This window comes from Ruegeria sp. HKCCA5491 (assembly GCF_013034565.1).
In the GTDB taxonomy this organism is placed as follows: Bacteria; Pseudomonadota; Alphaproteobacteria; order Rhodobacterales; family Rhodobacteraceae; genus Ruegeria.
Map to the genome: position 1 here is coordinate 1 of NZ_WQGG01000022.1, position 14,357 is coordinate 14,357.

17 protein-coding genes are annotated in these 14,357 nt (G+C 53.9%); 4 read left to right on the plus strand and 13 right to left on the minus strand.

Translation table 11 applies throughout. From position 1 onward, the window contains the following. From GOV88_RS20250 to GOV88_RS20290, 9 genes are all read right to left on the minus strand, one after another. Positions 1-358, minus strand: a 358-nt coding sequence (locus GOV88_RS20250) for a DUF6538 domain-containing protein (RefSeq protein WP_371808275.1), incomplete at its 3' end; no start/stop codon positions are given. A 36-nt stretch (positions 359-394) separates the two neighbouring features. Continuing rightward, positions 395-586, minus strand: a complete 192-nt coding sequence (locus tag GOV88_RS20255; RefSeq protein ID WP_171241528.1) for a hypothetical protein — start codon at positions 584-586, stop codon at positions 395-397. Beyond that, a complete protein-coding gene (locus GOV88_RS20260; protein WP_171241529.1) occupies positions 579-746 on the minus strand; it encodes a hypothetical protein in 168 nt (55 codons plus the stop codon). Before GOV88_RS20260 ends, GOV88_RS20255 begins: the two co-directional genes overlap by 8 nt. A 154-nt stretch (positions 747-900) precedes the next feature. Beyond that, positions 901-1,701: an outer membrane protein gene (locus tag GOV88_RS20265; protein ID WP_171241530.1), complete on the minus strand. Its 801-nt coding sequence runs from the start codon at positions 1,699-1,701 to the stop codon at positions 901-903. A gap of 73 nt (positions 1,702-1,774) precedes the next feature. Beyond that, positions 1,775-1,927 (minus strand): hypothetical protein, encoded by a 153-nt coding sequence (locus tag GOV88_RS20270; RefSeq protein WP_171241531.1) that lies wholly within the window; start codon positions 1,925-1,927, stop codon positions 1,775-1,777. 2 nt (positions 1,928-1,929) lie between these two features. Further along, a complete protein-coding gene (gntH, locus tag GOV88_RS20275) occupies positions 1,930-3,168 on the minus strand; it encodes a guanitoxin biosynthesis MBL fold metallo-hydrolase GntH (protein ID WP_171241532.1) in 1,239 nt (412 codons plus the stop codon). A 73-nt stretch (positions 3,169-3,241) separates the two neighbouring features. Then, positions 3,242-3,820, minus strand: a complete 579-nt coding sequence (locus GOV88_RS20280) for a TetR/AcrR family transcriptional regulator (protein ID WP_171241533.1) — start codon at positions 3,818-3,820, stop codon at positions 3,242-3,244. Between the two features lie 656 nt (positions 3,821-4,476). Beyond that, positions 4,477-4,680, minus strand: coding sequence for a DUF1127 domain-containing protein (locus GOV88_RS20285; protein WP_171241534.1), 204 nt, complete (start codon positions 4,678-4,680; stop codon positions 4,477-4,479). Positions 4,681-4,707: 27 nt separating this feature from the next. Further along, positions 4,708-4,938 (minus strand): DUF1127 domain-containing protein, encoded by a 231-nt coding sequence (locus GOV88_RS20290; protein WP_171241535.1) that lies wholly within the window; start codon positions 4,936-4,938, stop codon positions 4,708-4,710. Between the two features lie 212 nt (positions 4,939-5,150). Here GOV88_RS20290 and GOV88_RS20835 point away from each other — a divergent pair, with 212 nt between their 5' ends. Together GOV88_RS20835 and GOV88_RS20300 are read left to right on the plus strand one after the other, a co-directional pair. After that, positions 5,151-5,525, plus strand: coding sequence for an HNH endonuclease (locus GOV88_RS20835; protein WP_171241536.1), 375 nt, complete (start codon positions 5,151-5,153; stop codon positions 5,523-5,525). Positions 5,526-6,040: 515 nt separating this feature from the next. Then, positions 6,041-8,170 (plus strand): alkyl/aryl-sulfatase, encoded by a 2,130-nt coding sequence (locus tag GOV88_RS20300; RefSeq protein ID WP_254449285.1) that lies wholly within the window; start codon positions 6,041-6,043, stop codon positions 8,168-8,170. Positions 8,171-8,350: 180 nt separating this feature from the next. Here GOV88_RS20300 and GOV88_RS20305 read toward each other — a convergent pair whose 3' ends face one another. From GOV88_RS20305 to GOV88_RS20320, 4 genes are read right to left on the minus strand one after another with little or no spacing between them, the layout of a single operon-like run. Beyond that, positions 8,351-8,527 (minus strand): hypothetical protein, encoded by a 177-nt coding sequence (locus tag GOV88_RS20305; RefSeq protein WP_171241537.1) that lies wholly within the window; start codon positions 8,525-8,527, stop codon positions 8,351-8,353. Then, positions 8,524-9,828, minus strand: coding sequence for a DUF6538 domain-containing protein (locus GOV88_RS20310; RefSeq protein WP_171241538.1), 1,305 nt, complete (start codon positions 9,826-9,828; stop codon positions 8,524-8,526). Before GOV88_RS20310 ends, GOV88_RS20305 begins: the two co-directional genes overlap by 4 nt. A gap of 36 nt (positions 9,829-9,864) precedes the next feature. Continuing rightward, positions 9,865-10,056 (minus strand): hypothetical protein, encoded by a 192-nt coding sequence (locus GOV88_RS20315; protein WP_171241539.1) that lies wholly within the window; start codon positions 10,054-10,056, stop codon positions 9,865-9,867. After that, positions 10,049-10,216 carry a hypothetical protein gene (locus GOV88_RS20320; RefSeq protein WP_170555652.1) on the minus strand — a complete coding sequence of 56 codons (168 nt, stop codon included), beginning with the start codon at positions 10,214-10,216 and terminating at the stop codon, positions 10,049-10,051. Before GOV88_RS20320 ends, GOV88_RS20315 begins: the two co-directional genes overlap by 8 nt. Before the next feature lie 896 nt (positions 10,217-11,112). On the opposite strand from GOV88_RS20320, the gene GOV88_RS20325 reads away from it, so the two are divergent. Then, positions 11,113-12,738: a sensor histidine kinase gene (locus GOV88_RS20325; protein WP_170560079.1), complete on the plus strand. Its 1,626-nt coding sequence runs from the start codon at positions 11,113-11,115 to the stop codon at positions 12,736-12,738. Then, positions 12,731-13,996 (plus strand): response regulator, encoded by a 1,266-nt coding sequence (locus tag GOV88_RS20330; RefSeq protein WP_170560081.1) that lies wholly within the window; start codon positions 12,731-12,733, stop codon positions 13,994-13,996. The genes GOV88_RS20325 and GOV88_RS20330 overlap by 8 nt, the downstream gene beginning before the upstream one ends. The last annotated feature ends 361 nt before the right edge of the window (positions 13,997-14,357 follow it).

Below are 14,357 nucleotides of genomic sequence, written 5' to 3' on the forward strand. Positions count from 1 at the left end.
CCCTTACCGGTGCAGTTGGTCTGGCGAAGCTGGACCGCTCCAGATTGCATCCAGAATCCTCCAGAGTGGCCCGGAGACGGACGAGAGACGTCTCTGGCTGGTCAACCCAATCAGGAACGTCAGCGGCGCTCTCTGGGGCAGAGAGGGCGTCTTCTGCCTGCGACCGAACCTGTTCCACCAGTGTCTCGAACCGGGCGTTGACTTCTGCGGCACGAACACGGGCGGTGTTACGATCACTGGTCTTGAGGCTCTGCTTCAGCGCCTGAGCACCCAGCGCGAGAGCCACGTCAACGGGATAGTTACGTCTGAACAGCCACGTATGGCCCTTCAGATAGGCATAGCGAATGTGAGCAGACATGGTCTCCTCCTTTCACGTTTGAAATTTGGGATGGGTTCAGTTGGTTGATACGAGTCGAACGATCATCTCGATTGCCGGTTCGCCATAGGACCCAGCCAGAGGGCCGGTGACAGCAAAGCCGGTCACGCAGTCTTCGAACACCTCGTCCACACGGACCAGATGTTCAGGGACGTCATCAAAGGCGCGGACGACAACGATGTCACCGGGGTTCAGTTCCAGCTCAGTCATCGTCGGACCTCCACGTCCAGAGGACCGCCAGCAGAACCAGCGCCGAAACAGCGGGATGGGACCGAGAGACCACCCAGAGCATCGTTGTCAGGACAGCCTTGGGTGGTGGGTGCAAAATAAAACCCCCGACGAGAACGCCGAGGGCAGACAGGTACTTCATGGATCAAACTCCTGCAGTTGCTTCTTTATTTAGATGCAGGGGTTCTCTCGGTTTCTGGGGAGCGGACGTTCAAACAGTCTGGGCGGATGACGGGGTTGCGGGACAAACCCGCCGTTGGCCGGAGTGCAGAGTATGCTTTGATCTGGGCCGCAAATCAGAATCTGAACTTGACACCAAGAACCGGCCCGTGCTGATCGACATCATATTCGAACGCCCCTGTGGACAGCGTGTCGCTGTAGTCCATGCTGAAATATCGCCACCCAAAGAACAGCGAAGTTGTCTCCCACGGACGCCAATCTACACCAACATTAGCTCCGACTTGCAGGTCGTTACCGCCTGCGCCAAAGCCGCCAAGTTCCAAGGATGCAATTGCGGTCCATCGCTCGTTGAGCACCCAAGTGCCGCGTGCGCCGATAACGGGTTCCCACCAGCCTTCATCACCGCCCAACACTGGGATTGGTGCCGGAGATGTCACTGTAATCTCCTGGCGCAAAGAGTTGTAACGTGCGCCAGCCTGTAGATCGATGGCGTAGCGCTGCCCGTTGCTCCCAATTGCATCGACGGCTTTGTACGCCGCAAGCAAACCCAGCCATTCCTGACGAATATCAGCGCTGAACGGAGCGCTCACAGGGGTAGGCAAACTGCCATCGGCTTCAAGCGAAACATAGTTGGCATCGATTATGAAACCCCAATCGCCGCGCCAGGCTTCGTATCGACCGGCTGCGGCGAAATCGAGGAGCTCCAGCGCGTCGCCAAAATCCAGATCAAGCGGGACTGTCACTCCTGCAACCGTCGAGTCCCCGCTGGTTCTTGCTGGCAGGAACGCATAGATCGCAAGAGTATGACGCCAATCTGTTTCGCTTTGACCGGCGAGCGGAATTGGTTCAGCGATGGCTTGCTTCGAAGCGAGTACTGTTATTGTTGATAAAACAATTTTCAATATGGTTTGTTTCATAGGTCAACTCGTTTGGCTATTTTGATTCCTAAGCTAGCCGAGCCGCCAATTGGGCGGCTCAAATCTCGTAACCTTAATGACTTTGGGCTTTGAGACGTGCTTCTTCAGGAGTCATTGGTTCGCGGTGAGAGAACTGTTCGACACGACCGTAGTGCATGCCCAAAAGCTTCTGCATCGGCTGAACCACCCACAGGCCGGGATAAAGTGCGCCGTATTTCTCGCTCAACACTATTTCTGTCCTAAACCGGCCAACCCACCCGGAGGTAGCTGCGCGTCGCTGCCGAACTCAGCAGCAGTTTCCGCCCAGATATCAGTCAAAAGTTCCTCCATGAAATAGTCACCAGACAAGATAAACTCTGAAAGGATTTCTTCGCTCTTGTCCTCAGCCACTTTGGGGCGTGTTGGCGGTGAAGGCCAAATTTCCCCGTCCACTACGGCCATCCTGACTTTGATATCGTCCTTTGTGACATTAAACACCATATAATCCTGCGCCATGGCCAGTGGTCCGTCATACACTTTCCGGATTTCTTCTAGCTGAGTTGGCAATGTGTCGTGATCGTTGAAGAAGTGATACCCGACGGCCAAGCGCGGCTGGGTTTCAGCCATGAGTTTTCCGAACTGGCTGGGCGACGTATGTAACAACGTCCCGAGCAACAACGCGAAATCCGGCGAATAGTTCTGTTTTTCAATCAGCGTAGCGGGCGGCGCGAAACTCTCGTGGATTGAAAGATCCACCCCTTTGGTATGTTTGACCCACCAATGTGTCGGCGACGAGTCGCTTGAATAGGCCACCTTCATACCATTCCATTCGAGAATGAAGCTTACCGACCCATCAATTGCGTGCACTGCGGGGATGGATCGCACGACAACACCATTTTCTTCAAAGATGATCGCGTTAACACCCTTGTAGTCAAATTCATTCACTTCCAATCGGAGGCCGCGATCGTCAAGTTTGCCAATGATCGATTGCACCTCCCAAGCGTACATTTTTTCCATATGCTCCATCATCGCTTTGGTGCCCAGTTCCGGTGTCGGGCCGCTTGGCCCCCAAATACGCAAAGGAAAAGTGCGATTTGCTTTCAGGCCGCCGATCCAGAGTGAAGGCAAATCGGCCATGTGATCGAGGTGAAGATGTCCGATGAAAACCTTGTCGAGGTAATCGTAAGGTATTTTCATCGCGGAAATCCTAGCCATGGACTGTGCGCCGATATCGAAGAGAAACTTGTCACCATTGCCCAGTTCGACAAGAAAACAAGCCGCCGCCTGTTTCGGCCGCACAGTCGGCATGCCGCTGCCACAAACCGTGACACGTATCTCCTCAGCCCCAAGTGCTTCCGTTCCCGGGTAATAGACGTCGCCGTTGTGGCTTGGTTCGCTAGGACCAGGAACTGATTGCGCAAAAGGCGTACCACTGCTCCAGATCATGGCTAACCCCGCCAAAGTACAAATCAACGAGACTTTTCGCATGCCGCTCCCTCCGGAAAAACTGATGGAACACGGTTCAGCCTAGCAAGTCGCAGATTTTAGTCAACACTAGTGTCTATAAATCAGAGATCAGTAACTCGATGCGGGCGTTTCTCAGTTCAGCGCGCTCCGATGTGGATTGGTCTCGGAAAAGATCGCGTTCTGCTGAAGTGAAGCCGACGAAAGTGCGTGCACGCACCTCACACGACAGACCTTCAAATCCAAGTGCTTGAAACAGTGACCTGACCAGCTGAAGTCGCTCTTGCATTTTTTTTTCGTAAACTTGGGCAACGGCTTCATCCTGTTTAGCCCACTGCCGAATTGATGCGTCGTGTCTAGCAAGGTCTTTGAGATCAACGGTTTCTGCGATTGCTTTCAGAGCCTCAACCGGCGTTTCCAATGGGTTGCTGTCCAAAACTTCGACAGGTCCCTGTTCCAAACTACCCCAATATTCGAGCAATGCAGCCAAAAGTGCTTGTCGGTCCTTGAAGTGAAAATAGAATCCGCTTTTGTTCACACCGATAGTTTCAGCCAACCGCTTCACCCGTACCGCGCCTACACCGCCGTGCTCAAGAGCATCCAGTGCTGCCGCTAGCCATTGCTCTCGGCTAACGCCGAAACGACCACGAGCCCTTATTGGATCGACATTTTCCATTTGAGCCTGCTATCCTATTTGACCTGCGCGGTAATCAAAGTTCGATTTGCATAACTTATCGATCGGCCCGATGAACGTCTACTTTGGGCTCTAACCAGTCCTTCGCTGCATCATGCCTTAACGTCCGCTCCGCCCCCAACCGCCAGCACCAGCGAGCCCCCGGAATCGATCGTCAGCGGGTCGTCTCAGCGCCAGTGGACGGGTCTCTAGCGGTCTCGTAGGCTGCCCCTCCAGCAGCCTCTTTAGCGATAAAATGCCCCCGAAACCGCCCCAGTTTCTCGAGCTTCGCCAAAAAGCCTATAACGATCATCGGAAGGCAAGGATTCCTACCACCCCAGCCAGTTTATCTGAACATGGAACAGCGACAGGCACTAGGGGCTAAACCCTCCGAGAAATGCCCCCGTTTATGCCCCAGTTGTTACGGGTGCCGAGGGTGGGCCCTCAGAGGTTTTTGAGGAAACCCAAAGCAACCGTTTACTGGCACTGAAGACTGGTCGCTAGTGTTGGTGGTCGAACTAACCCCATCAGTAATCTGCGAAGCATCGAGAAAAGCAGAGCAGGAAGCCTGATGAAATAATGGTCACTCCAGGGTCTCTGGATTGACCCTTATTGCATTTGCCAGTTTCGATTAACTCGTTGCGGAAAACCTTAGGCTATCAAATGTATCTTTGAATCGTGTCCTCGATGTCAGCGCGATTGATCCCGATCTCGGACAATTGTTTATCGCTGAAGCGGTCCAGATATTGGGCGGCACGAACAATATCGCAGCGAATTGCCCGAATTCTCATTGCCCTGTCGAATAACAGCAATGCACTCGTAGACGGTGCCGTCTGGTCGGTTGGGCGAACAGAATCAAACATTTCTCGGTACCTCCTTTGCTTATTTTCTCATGACTGACGATAGGGAACGCCAAAATAGACGCTCTGGTATGCCCTTTGCTTTATCTGTTCTCGTGGGACGCCGATGTCGTGCAATTGACGATCGCTCAGTCGTTCCAGTTCTTTTACAGTGTTACTGAGAACCCTGCGCCTGAACTGTTCTGTTTTTGCTTCGGCATAGTCCGAAATCAAAGCTGAAAATACGTTTCTGTATGGTCTTTGAATCTGCGCACCTTCCATAGAACTCTCCTAGAAAACTGAACTACGTTTCTGGTTACAGTTCAAACTTGGGAGTTGGTTCTTAATTTTTCTAAACCAGAACATTAAGGTCCGTTTAGGCGGTTTGACTTATCTTTCTGGCACTGGGCATCGCGTGGTGAATTCACATATGCACCTGGTGCGTACCCCCAATAAACGGTCTAATCAGCCGTCGCCGCAGTGTAGATCATAAGATGGATGGGCAGCCCTCCTTCTTGAGAGACGACTGCGAGATCTGGCTCCAGGACATTGTGGATAATCACTACGAGGAGGCCCTTTCGAGGGCCAACTCCGTCCTATCGCAAACCACAGAGGATGAGAACGGGTGCTGGGTTACCTCGACGCAGGGACGGCCGAAAACACGGTTCAAGGGCCGACAGGTAGCCTCTGCGCGGTTCGTTTACTGTGTGGTTAACCGGGCGGTGATCGATGAGGCGACGGTGGTTCGCCATCGCTGTCATAACGAGCGCTGCGTCCGTCCTGAGCACCTAATTGAGGGGTCTGCGGCGGATAACAAGCGCGACGACTGGGACTTCTGGGCGAACGGGGTCGATCGAGACCTGCTATGACCTGTGGCATGGGCCTTCAAAGACCTCTGAGGGCCCACCCTCGGCACCCGCAACACCCAAAACCACTGGGGCATAAACGGGGGCATTTCTCGGGTATCGGTGACCCAAGTGCCTAGTCTCGTTCCATGTTCTGATGAACTGGCTGGGGTGGTAGGAATCCTTGCCGCCCGATGATTGTTATAGGCTTTTCCAACCGGTGGCCGAAACTGGGGCGGTTTCGGGGGCATTTCGAGGGAGAGCCCGGGACATTTCTAACCGCTAGAGAAGTCGCTTACTGGTGCTGGCGAGACCGCTAGAGGACCTTCACTGGCGCCGAGACGACCGCTGACGATCGATTCCGGGTGCTGAAGACTGGTCGCTGGTGTTGGCGGGTTGGTGGGGCTGGTGGGGCGGTCGCTCGAGCCTAGTGCTTCGAATGGCTGGCCTGAGAACTCCGAGAAGACATCACAAGAAATGAATTTGTTTATCATGCATCAAAGCTTCTCGCCTGCTATCATCGCAAACATAGTCACGGTTTGAAGATTTGGGAGGGGGAACTTATGACCACTAGACGCGATGTATTGAAGGCAATTCCAACCGTCGGAACGGCATTTGCTGTTTCGTCCGCCGCTCTGTTAGACGAAGCAGCTGCACAGAGCTCGGCTTCCGCACCGCCACTTGAAGGGCATTTCCATCCGAAAGGGAAGGCACCGTCCAAATATACACTGGAAATTCTGGACGAAGCGAAGCGTACCCTTCCATTCTCTGATGTCCAGGACTTCGAAGAACAGCAGCGCGGCCTCATTGCTGAGATGCAGGACAAGCAGATCATGGCTGATGCCGGTCACGTCGCGTGGGACAAGAAGCGATTTGATTTTCTGAACAGCGATACTGACTTTGACAGTATTCATCCATCCCTGCAGCGCATTTCCCGATTGAACCAGAACTATGGTCTCTACGAAGTTATTCCCGGCATTTACCAAGTGCGTGGGTTTGACCTCTCCGATGTCACTTTCGTGCGCGGCAAGATTGGGTGGATTGTTATTGATCCTCTTATCTCTGCGGAACCTGCTCGCGCTGCTCTGGAGTTGTTCCAGCAGCATGTGGGCGAGGGATTACCCGTAACAGCGGTGATATATTCGCATTCCCACGGCGACCATTGGGGGGGTGTGCGCGGTGTCGTTGATGAGGCCGATGTCCGCGCAGGAAAAGTTGAAATTATCGCACCCCGCGATTTCATGGAGCATACAATTTCCGAGAATGTATATGCTGGCAACGCCATGAATCGCCGCCTGTTTTACCAGTATGGGCTACTCCTGCCTGCAAGCCCTCATGGTTATGTCGGACAGGGTCTTGGACAGGGTGTGTCAGCCGGTGCTGTCGGACTGATTGCGCCGACCCGAATAGTTGAAGAGGACATCGAAGAGTTTGAGGTGGACGGTGTCAGGATGATTTTCCAGAACACACCGGGGACAGAGGCACCTTCGAATATGAACACCTACTTGCCCGACATGAAGGCTTTGTGGATGGCGGAAAACGTGACGGCGACGTTACACAATATTTACACGCTGCGCGGTGCACCTGTACGTGATCCGTTGCGTTGGTCGAAGTATATCAGCCGCGCGCTTCATCTCTATGGTGAAGAAGCAGATGTGATGTTCTATTCGCACCACTGGCCACGTTGGGGCAACGACCGAGTCCAAGCGATTTTGCGCGATCAGCGAGACCTTTATGCACACATGAACAATCAGGTGCTGCATTTCGTCAACAAAGGCGTGACGATCAACCAGATTCACAACGTCTATAGCCTGCCGCAAAGCCTTCAAGACAAGTGGCACTGTCGCGGCTATCACGGTTCACCCCAGCACAACAGCCGAGGTGTTGTACAGCGTTACATTGGCTTCTGGGACTGCAACCCGGCAACGTTGATCCCGCACTCGCCAGAGGACTCAGCGCCTCTCTATGTAGAAATGATGGGCGGCTCAGACGCAATCATGGCTCGAGGAGTCGAATTGCATGACACCGGTGAATACCTTCTGGCCAGCGAGATTCTGAACAAGCTGGTGCAAGCGGAACCGTATAACATGTCGGCCCGGAACCTGCTGGCAGATGTGTACGAACAACTCGGCTATCAGCAAGAAAACCCGGGACTTCGTAATTCCTTCCTGTCCGGAGCATTTGAGTTGCGTTCGGGTATCCCGGGGGGCGACATTCCAGACACTTCGAGTCCGGACGTTATTCGAGCTATGTCGACGGAACTGTTCCTGAACTTCCTTGCCATCAAGATGGACAGCCGCAAAGTCGAAGGGCACGAGTTCACTATGAACTTGGTGACCCCCGACAATGGTGAGAAGTTCCTCGTGGAGTTGCGCAACGCGACGTTGACAAATGTCGAAGGGTTCACTGCAGATGGGCCCGACCTGATTTTGACAATCAACCGTGCCGACTTGGAGTTGACAATGGCCGGTGAGAAAACACTGGATGCGCAACTTTCGGATGGATCAGCTCAAATAGAGGGCGACCCCACCGTGCTCGGTATCCTCGCTCAGGCAATGGTCGATTTCGATCCGTTCTTTGAAGTGTTGCCCGGGACACGAGAACCTCATCATGTGGAGCCGCATTCGGACGCGTTCGAGGCGGTCACCGGGCTACCTGCAATTGAATAAACCGCAGTGTCGAAGCGGATCTTTGGTGTGGGCAGGTACATTGCCTACACCATGAAGCATTGTTTGGCAGCTTTGCCCGCAGAACAGTCATTCAGCCAGCCCTCACCCAACGTCGACTTCGAAAAAAGAAATCAAAGTTAGTACCCCCGGCAACCCGCTAAGGGCCGCCGAGGGTTATGTCTACGAGGGTGGTCTTCGGTTGACGACATAGTCAGCCAACCATTGCCAGTAGGCTTCAGCGTCACGGAACCCCTGTGCCCGAGCAGCCAGATCTTCCGCTGCTTTACGGGAGCAGCCACCATCGTATTCGGCGATAGCAGCCCGTTCCTCGAACGCGTCGATGTCAGGGAAGGTCATGTCGGGAGTCTTATCTGATCGACGATCGACCGACGCTGCTCGTCACTAATGCCAGCCGAATAGATGCCGTAGGTGATCCCGTTCTCCGACCGTGCCGATTGGTGACCGACCAGAGATGCTGTGAAGTGCTCTGGAACTCCTGTTCGCTCGCATTGGGTGATGAACCACTTGCGGGTCGAGTGAAACACCAGTCCCGGTCGCTCCAAGTCTAGCCGCCGTCGTAGCCGCGCGAACCCCTTGGTGACATGCGCCACGGTCAGGTCAGGGAACAGAGGACCGGATGCGGGTAACTGCCGGAACGTCTCATCAAGCGCCGGGTGAACCGGAACCAGTCTCTCCGCCGCATCGGTCTTCAGCAGTCTCAGTTCATTGGGCTGAACATGAACGAAGCACCCGAGGTTGCCCTTGGTCACGAGGTCTTCCCGAAGCAGCCCAACTGCTTCCCCCGCGCGCATTCCTGACAGCAGACAGGTCAGCAGAACCGGATGTAACTCCCGGTCCTTGGCTCCCAGCAATCGCACGACTTCATTGTCGGTCGGGACGGCATAAGGCGCTGGGCGCACCTTTCGATCGAAGAGAACGGTCCTGAACGGATTGACCTCCAGATGCCCCTCATAGACCACCCAGTCGAGGAAGTGATTGACCTGAGACCAGATCCGCCGCTGGGTTCTCGCAGTTATGGTCACTGCCCCCCGAGACGAGAACGCGACCAGCTGGTCCAGGGTTAGCCCACGGGTCCGTTCAGACTTGCCGATCATCGGGGACAGTTGGGCTATTGCGGACAGGAAGTCTCGCCCGTCTGCTCTGTCCAGGCTGCAAACCGACTGGTCACCAAATCGACTAGCGAATAACCCGACAGAATATCGGACCGATTTGAACCCGCTGGGTCGTAGTTCGTTACTGCGCTTGTTCAGATAGGCCCGGCTCAGGTCACGAACCGGCACCTTTACCGGCGCTGTTGGTTTGATGAACTTAGACCGCTCCAGATTACATCCAGAGTCCTCCAGAGTGGCCCGGAGACGGACGAGAGACGACACTGGTTGGTCAACCCATTCCGGAGAAAAACCGTTGACCTCTGGGGCAGAGAGGGCTTCTTCAGCCTGCGACCGAACCTGTTCCACCAGTGTCTCGAACCGCGCATTGACTTCAGCGGCTCGGACGCGGGCAGTGTTGCGGTCACTGGTCTTGAGGCTCTGTTTCAGGGCCTGCGCGCCCAGCGCGAGAGCCACGTCAACGGGATAGTTACGTCTGAACAGCCACGTATGGCCCTTCAAATAAGCATAGCGAATGTGAGCAGACATGGGCCTCCTCCTTTTCTGTTTTGATTTTTTAGGGTGTTAGTCGTAAGGGACGATCCGCAGGATCATCTCGAGTGCCGGTTCGCCATAGGACCCAGCCAAAGGGCCAGTGACGGCAAAGCCGGTCACGCAGTCTGCAAACACCTCTTCCACGCGGAACAGATGTTCAGGGACGTCATCGAAGGCGCGGACAACCACGACGTCGCCGGGGTTTAGCTCCAGCTCAGTCATCGTTGGGCCTCCACGTCCAGAGAACCGCCAACAGAACCAGCGCCGAGACAGCGGGATGAGACCGCGAAACCACCCAGAGCATCGTCGTCAGGACGGCCTTGGGCGGTGGGTGCAAAAGAAAACCCCCGACGAGAACGCCGAGGGCAGACAGGTACTTCATGGATCAAACTCCTGCAGTTGCTTCTTTATTTAGATGCAGGAGGGTCCTCGGTTTCTGGGGGGGAAGGTGTGAGTGATACTCGCTGGCTTGTTTGCGCCCGACACCTGCGTTAGCGTGCATGTCCCAAGGCGAATACTGGGTGAGGCCAGAGCAGGTCCATTGCACAGGGTTGAGTTGTCAACGATTTCGCGGGGTATGAAAATGGCCGATACTGAATGCAACTATCAACGGATAGTCTCGGTTGAGGAAGTCAGGTGCGCTCTTGAAGAGGCGCAGTGTCAACAATGTGGCATCACCACCAAAGAGTTAATGTGGCGCGGGGAGTTGCTCGAGATTTGCGGTGAGGAACTTTGCTCCGACATCTCAACGGGCAAGAAAACGTTCATCACGATTGCACTATGCCCAAGTTGTCATGCACGGGCTCATCAGGACGCCGAGAACACGCATAACCCCTGCCAGATAAAGGCTCGGTGGAGTCGAGAGGGCCTAGCGTAGCGGGTTGCCGGGCACCCGCCTCTCGCTTTGTTTTCTTACTTTCTACAAAGCGGACGTTGGTTGAAGGCGGGCTGAATGACGGCTCTGCGGACTTTCCAGTCGATCGACCAGCGTAGAGCGATTGGCGCACCCGCCGAAAGAAGAGCTGGAGTAGGATACAAAGTGCTCAGCCAGCAACCGGCATTGCTGTCACTAGCAGCAATTGCTGAGCTCTAAATACAGCTAACATCAGGATGCTCGCAATCCTATCGCCGAAGACTGCAAAGTTTCCGCTTGTTGAGCACTTACTGCTGTCGCGTAATTGCTTGTTGCAGGGCGGTAGTCTGAACGCCTTCCCACGCTCGCCACAATATGATCTATCATGCAGCGTCCATTGCCAAAGGATGTTGAAGGGAAGCGTTATGACAGCGATAAGTTTTGCTGATTGGGGAGCTATCGCTGACCGGCCAGACAGCTCTCGCGAAGAAAGGCTTCAACACCGTTTTTTGATCGCTACGGGTCTCGTCATGTCTGGAGGTGGCCTTCTTTGGGGAGCGGTGGCGTCGGGAATGGGTCTGTATCTGCAAAGCCTCGTTCCTTTCGGGTATGTGGTTTTGACAGCGATCAACTTTGGCGCATTGCGGCGCACCAAGAACTTCAAATTCGCACGGGCCTTTCAGATTTTCATCAGCATCCTGTTGCCGTTTGTATTTCAATGGTCGTTGGGAGGTTTGGTGGCTTCTGGTGGCACAATGCTTTGGTCAATGCTCTGTCTCACTGCAGCTCAATCTTTTGGCGGACGCATTATGTCCCGTTTATGGTTGGGTTTTTTCGTTTTATTGGTTTTTGTGTCTCTGATTATTGAGGTCAACAACCCGCCGCCTCTGCACCTTTTCCAGGACGCTGAACTTATAAAGATCCCTTTATACTTGTTCACAATGAACTTTCTTGCAGTATCGCTTGCCATATTCGTGCTTGTTAGCTTTTTCATGCGTCTAAGGAGGCAAATGGGGCAAGCTCTGGAAAGACGAAACACGGCTTTGGCGCAATCGCGGGAGGCTTTGGTTCAAAGCGAAAAAATGGCTGCGGTGGGCGAGTTGGTTGCAGGCGTCGCGCATGAGCTCAACACACCACTAGGAGCAATTCGGGCATCGAATGACAATCTGAGCCGAGCTATCAAAAACATCCTAACGGGTTGGCCCGAACTGAATGATGCAAGTAACAAGCAGGAACTCGCAGGCGTTACGAGCTTGATGAGGGTCATCGAAACAAGTGAAGGCGAGCTGACGACCAGAGAAGAAAGGCAAGTACGAAAGAGCTTGGCGGTCAAATTGGCTGATCTTGGATTTCAGGATGCAACCCAGAAAAGTTCTGAGTTGGTTGAGATTGGTCTACGCGATATCGACCTTGATCAAGCAAGTGTCTTGCGCAGCAATCGTTGGCCCTTGGTCTTTGCCCAGCTGCGGTCTTTTGCGAGCCTTAATCGGAACTGCAACACAATCAAAATGGCCGCTGAACGGTCATCCAAAATCGTCTTTGCGCTCAAGAATTACGCGCATCCCGGCACCAAGGGCGAGTTCACTAATGGGTCTGTCGCAGAGAACCTAAATACCGTTCTTACGCTTTATCAAAATCTAATCAAACGCGGCGTTCGTGTTGTTACAAGATACGATGTAGACACCGTTATTTCGGCAGATCATGACGCCCTAAACCAAGTATGGACAAACCTTATCCACAACGCGCTGCAGGCCATGGATTATGACGGCACATTGACTTTGGAAGCCCGGATGAATTCCGAAGAGCTCATCGTAAGTGTTGAAGATACCGGGTTTGGAATCTCGCCTGATCGGATCGATAGAATATACGAACCATTCTATACGACCAAAGAGATCGGCGAAGGTACGGGCCTTGGTTTGTCCATCAGCATTGATATTGTACGTCGCCATGGCGGCACGATGACGGTGAACAGCACACCCGGCCAAACAGAGTTTACAGTGCGGATTCCAAGGGTGCAAAAACAAGAGCAGGAAGAATTGACGGATGGATGAATTAGTACGCTTGGGCGAGCACTTGAAGGGCCGCCCTACATTGCTATGCGTCGACGATGAACGGATCGTTCTGACCAGCCTGCAAGAGCAACTGCGAAACTCGTTGCCTCAAGTGACCATTGAAATCGCCGAGTCAGGAGAAGAGGGCCTCGAAGTATTGGAAGATTTGATGACAGACGGCGTTGCTGTACCCGTTGTTGTCTCGGATCAGCTTATGCCTGGTATGCGAGGAGAAGAGTTTCTGGCTAAGGTTCACGAGCGTTCGCCAAGTACTCTCAATATACTTCTCACCGGACAAGCCACAGCGGACGCAGTTGGTGCTGCGGTCAATCAGGCGCGTCTGTATCGGTACATTGGCAAACCCTGGGCAGAAAATGATCTGACCCTGACTGTAAGCGAGGCCATCCGCTCCTGGGCCAGCTCAGTTGCACTCAAACTGAAAGACGAGGAGTTGCGCGACACGCATGAAGCGAGTTTGCGATTTGTGCCACAGGAGTTTCTGAATGTTCTGGGTAAAGATCGACTGATGGACGTGCGCGAAGGATTGTCTGTCGAAAGCTCAATGCAAGTAGTTTTCGCAGACATGCGCTCCTATTCTACGATTGCATCAAGTCTGGGCCCGAAGCCCGCTTTCGATCTCTTGAATGAGTTCGTGAACATCCTTGAACAGGAGTTTCGCGCTACAGGCGGGTTTATTAGCGGCCTCGAAGGAGATGGTGTGCTGGCCCTTTTTTCAAGCAACGCCGACGATGCCGTGCTAGCGAGCATCAATGCTCACAAAAAGCTCATTGAACGCGGCCAAAACGGCAAGAACGAACCACTGTTTGAGATGGGGTCGGCTGTTCACTCTGGTACACTCATTATGGGGACCGTAGGAAACAGCGAACGCTTAAAATGCGATGTCGTCGGTGATCCTGTTAACTTTTGCGCCCGTTTGGAGAGTGCGACGCGAACCCTGGAAACACCCATGCTGATCTCTGACCGTGTCGCGTCAGAGTTGGCTGGAGACATGCAGCTTCGCCGGATTCCTGGTTTGAAGATCAAAGGGCGATCGGAAACGGCAACGGTTTTTGAAGTCTTAGATGCATTGCCCGAAGAATTGACTGCGGCACGCATACGGACGCTCGAAAAATTCAATGAAGCGATGGCGCATTTTGAGAATGGCGATGCCCCAATGGGACGTCTTTGTCTTTCTCAGGTTGCGGAACGTGATCCGAGCGACAAAACGGCACAAAATCTTCGTGGTTTGTTTCAGTAAAGTTTTGCAGCACCTCGCTTGGAAACTTCACTGCTATGAGCGGGCCCTAGCCCCAGCCAGCCAAACCCCCAACCGCCAGCACCAGCGACCAGTCTTCAGCCCCCGGAACGACTCGTCAGCGGTCGTCTCAGCGCCACTGGGCGGTTTTAGCGATATCGTCAGCACCCAGTCAGCACACGATAACAGCCTCTCTAGCGGTCAAAATGCCCCGTGCTCATTCCGCTGACGCTCCATTCCGCCCCCGCAACCGCCCCAGTTTCTCGAGCTTCGCTAAAAAGCCGATAACAATCATCGGAGGGCAAGGATTCCTACCACCCCAGCCAGTCCTTCAGAACATGGAACGACAGCAGGCACTTGGGGC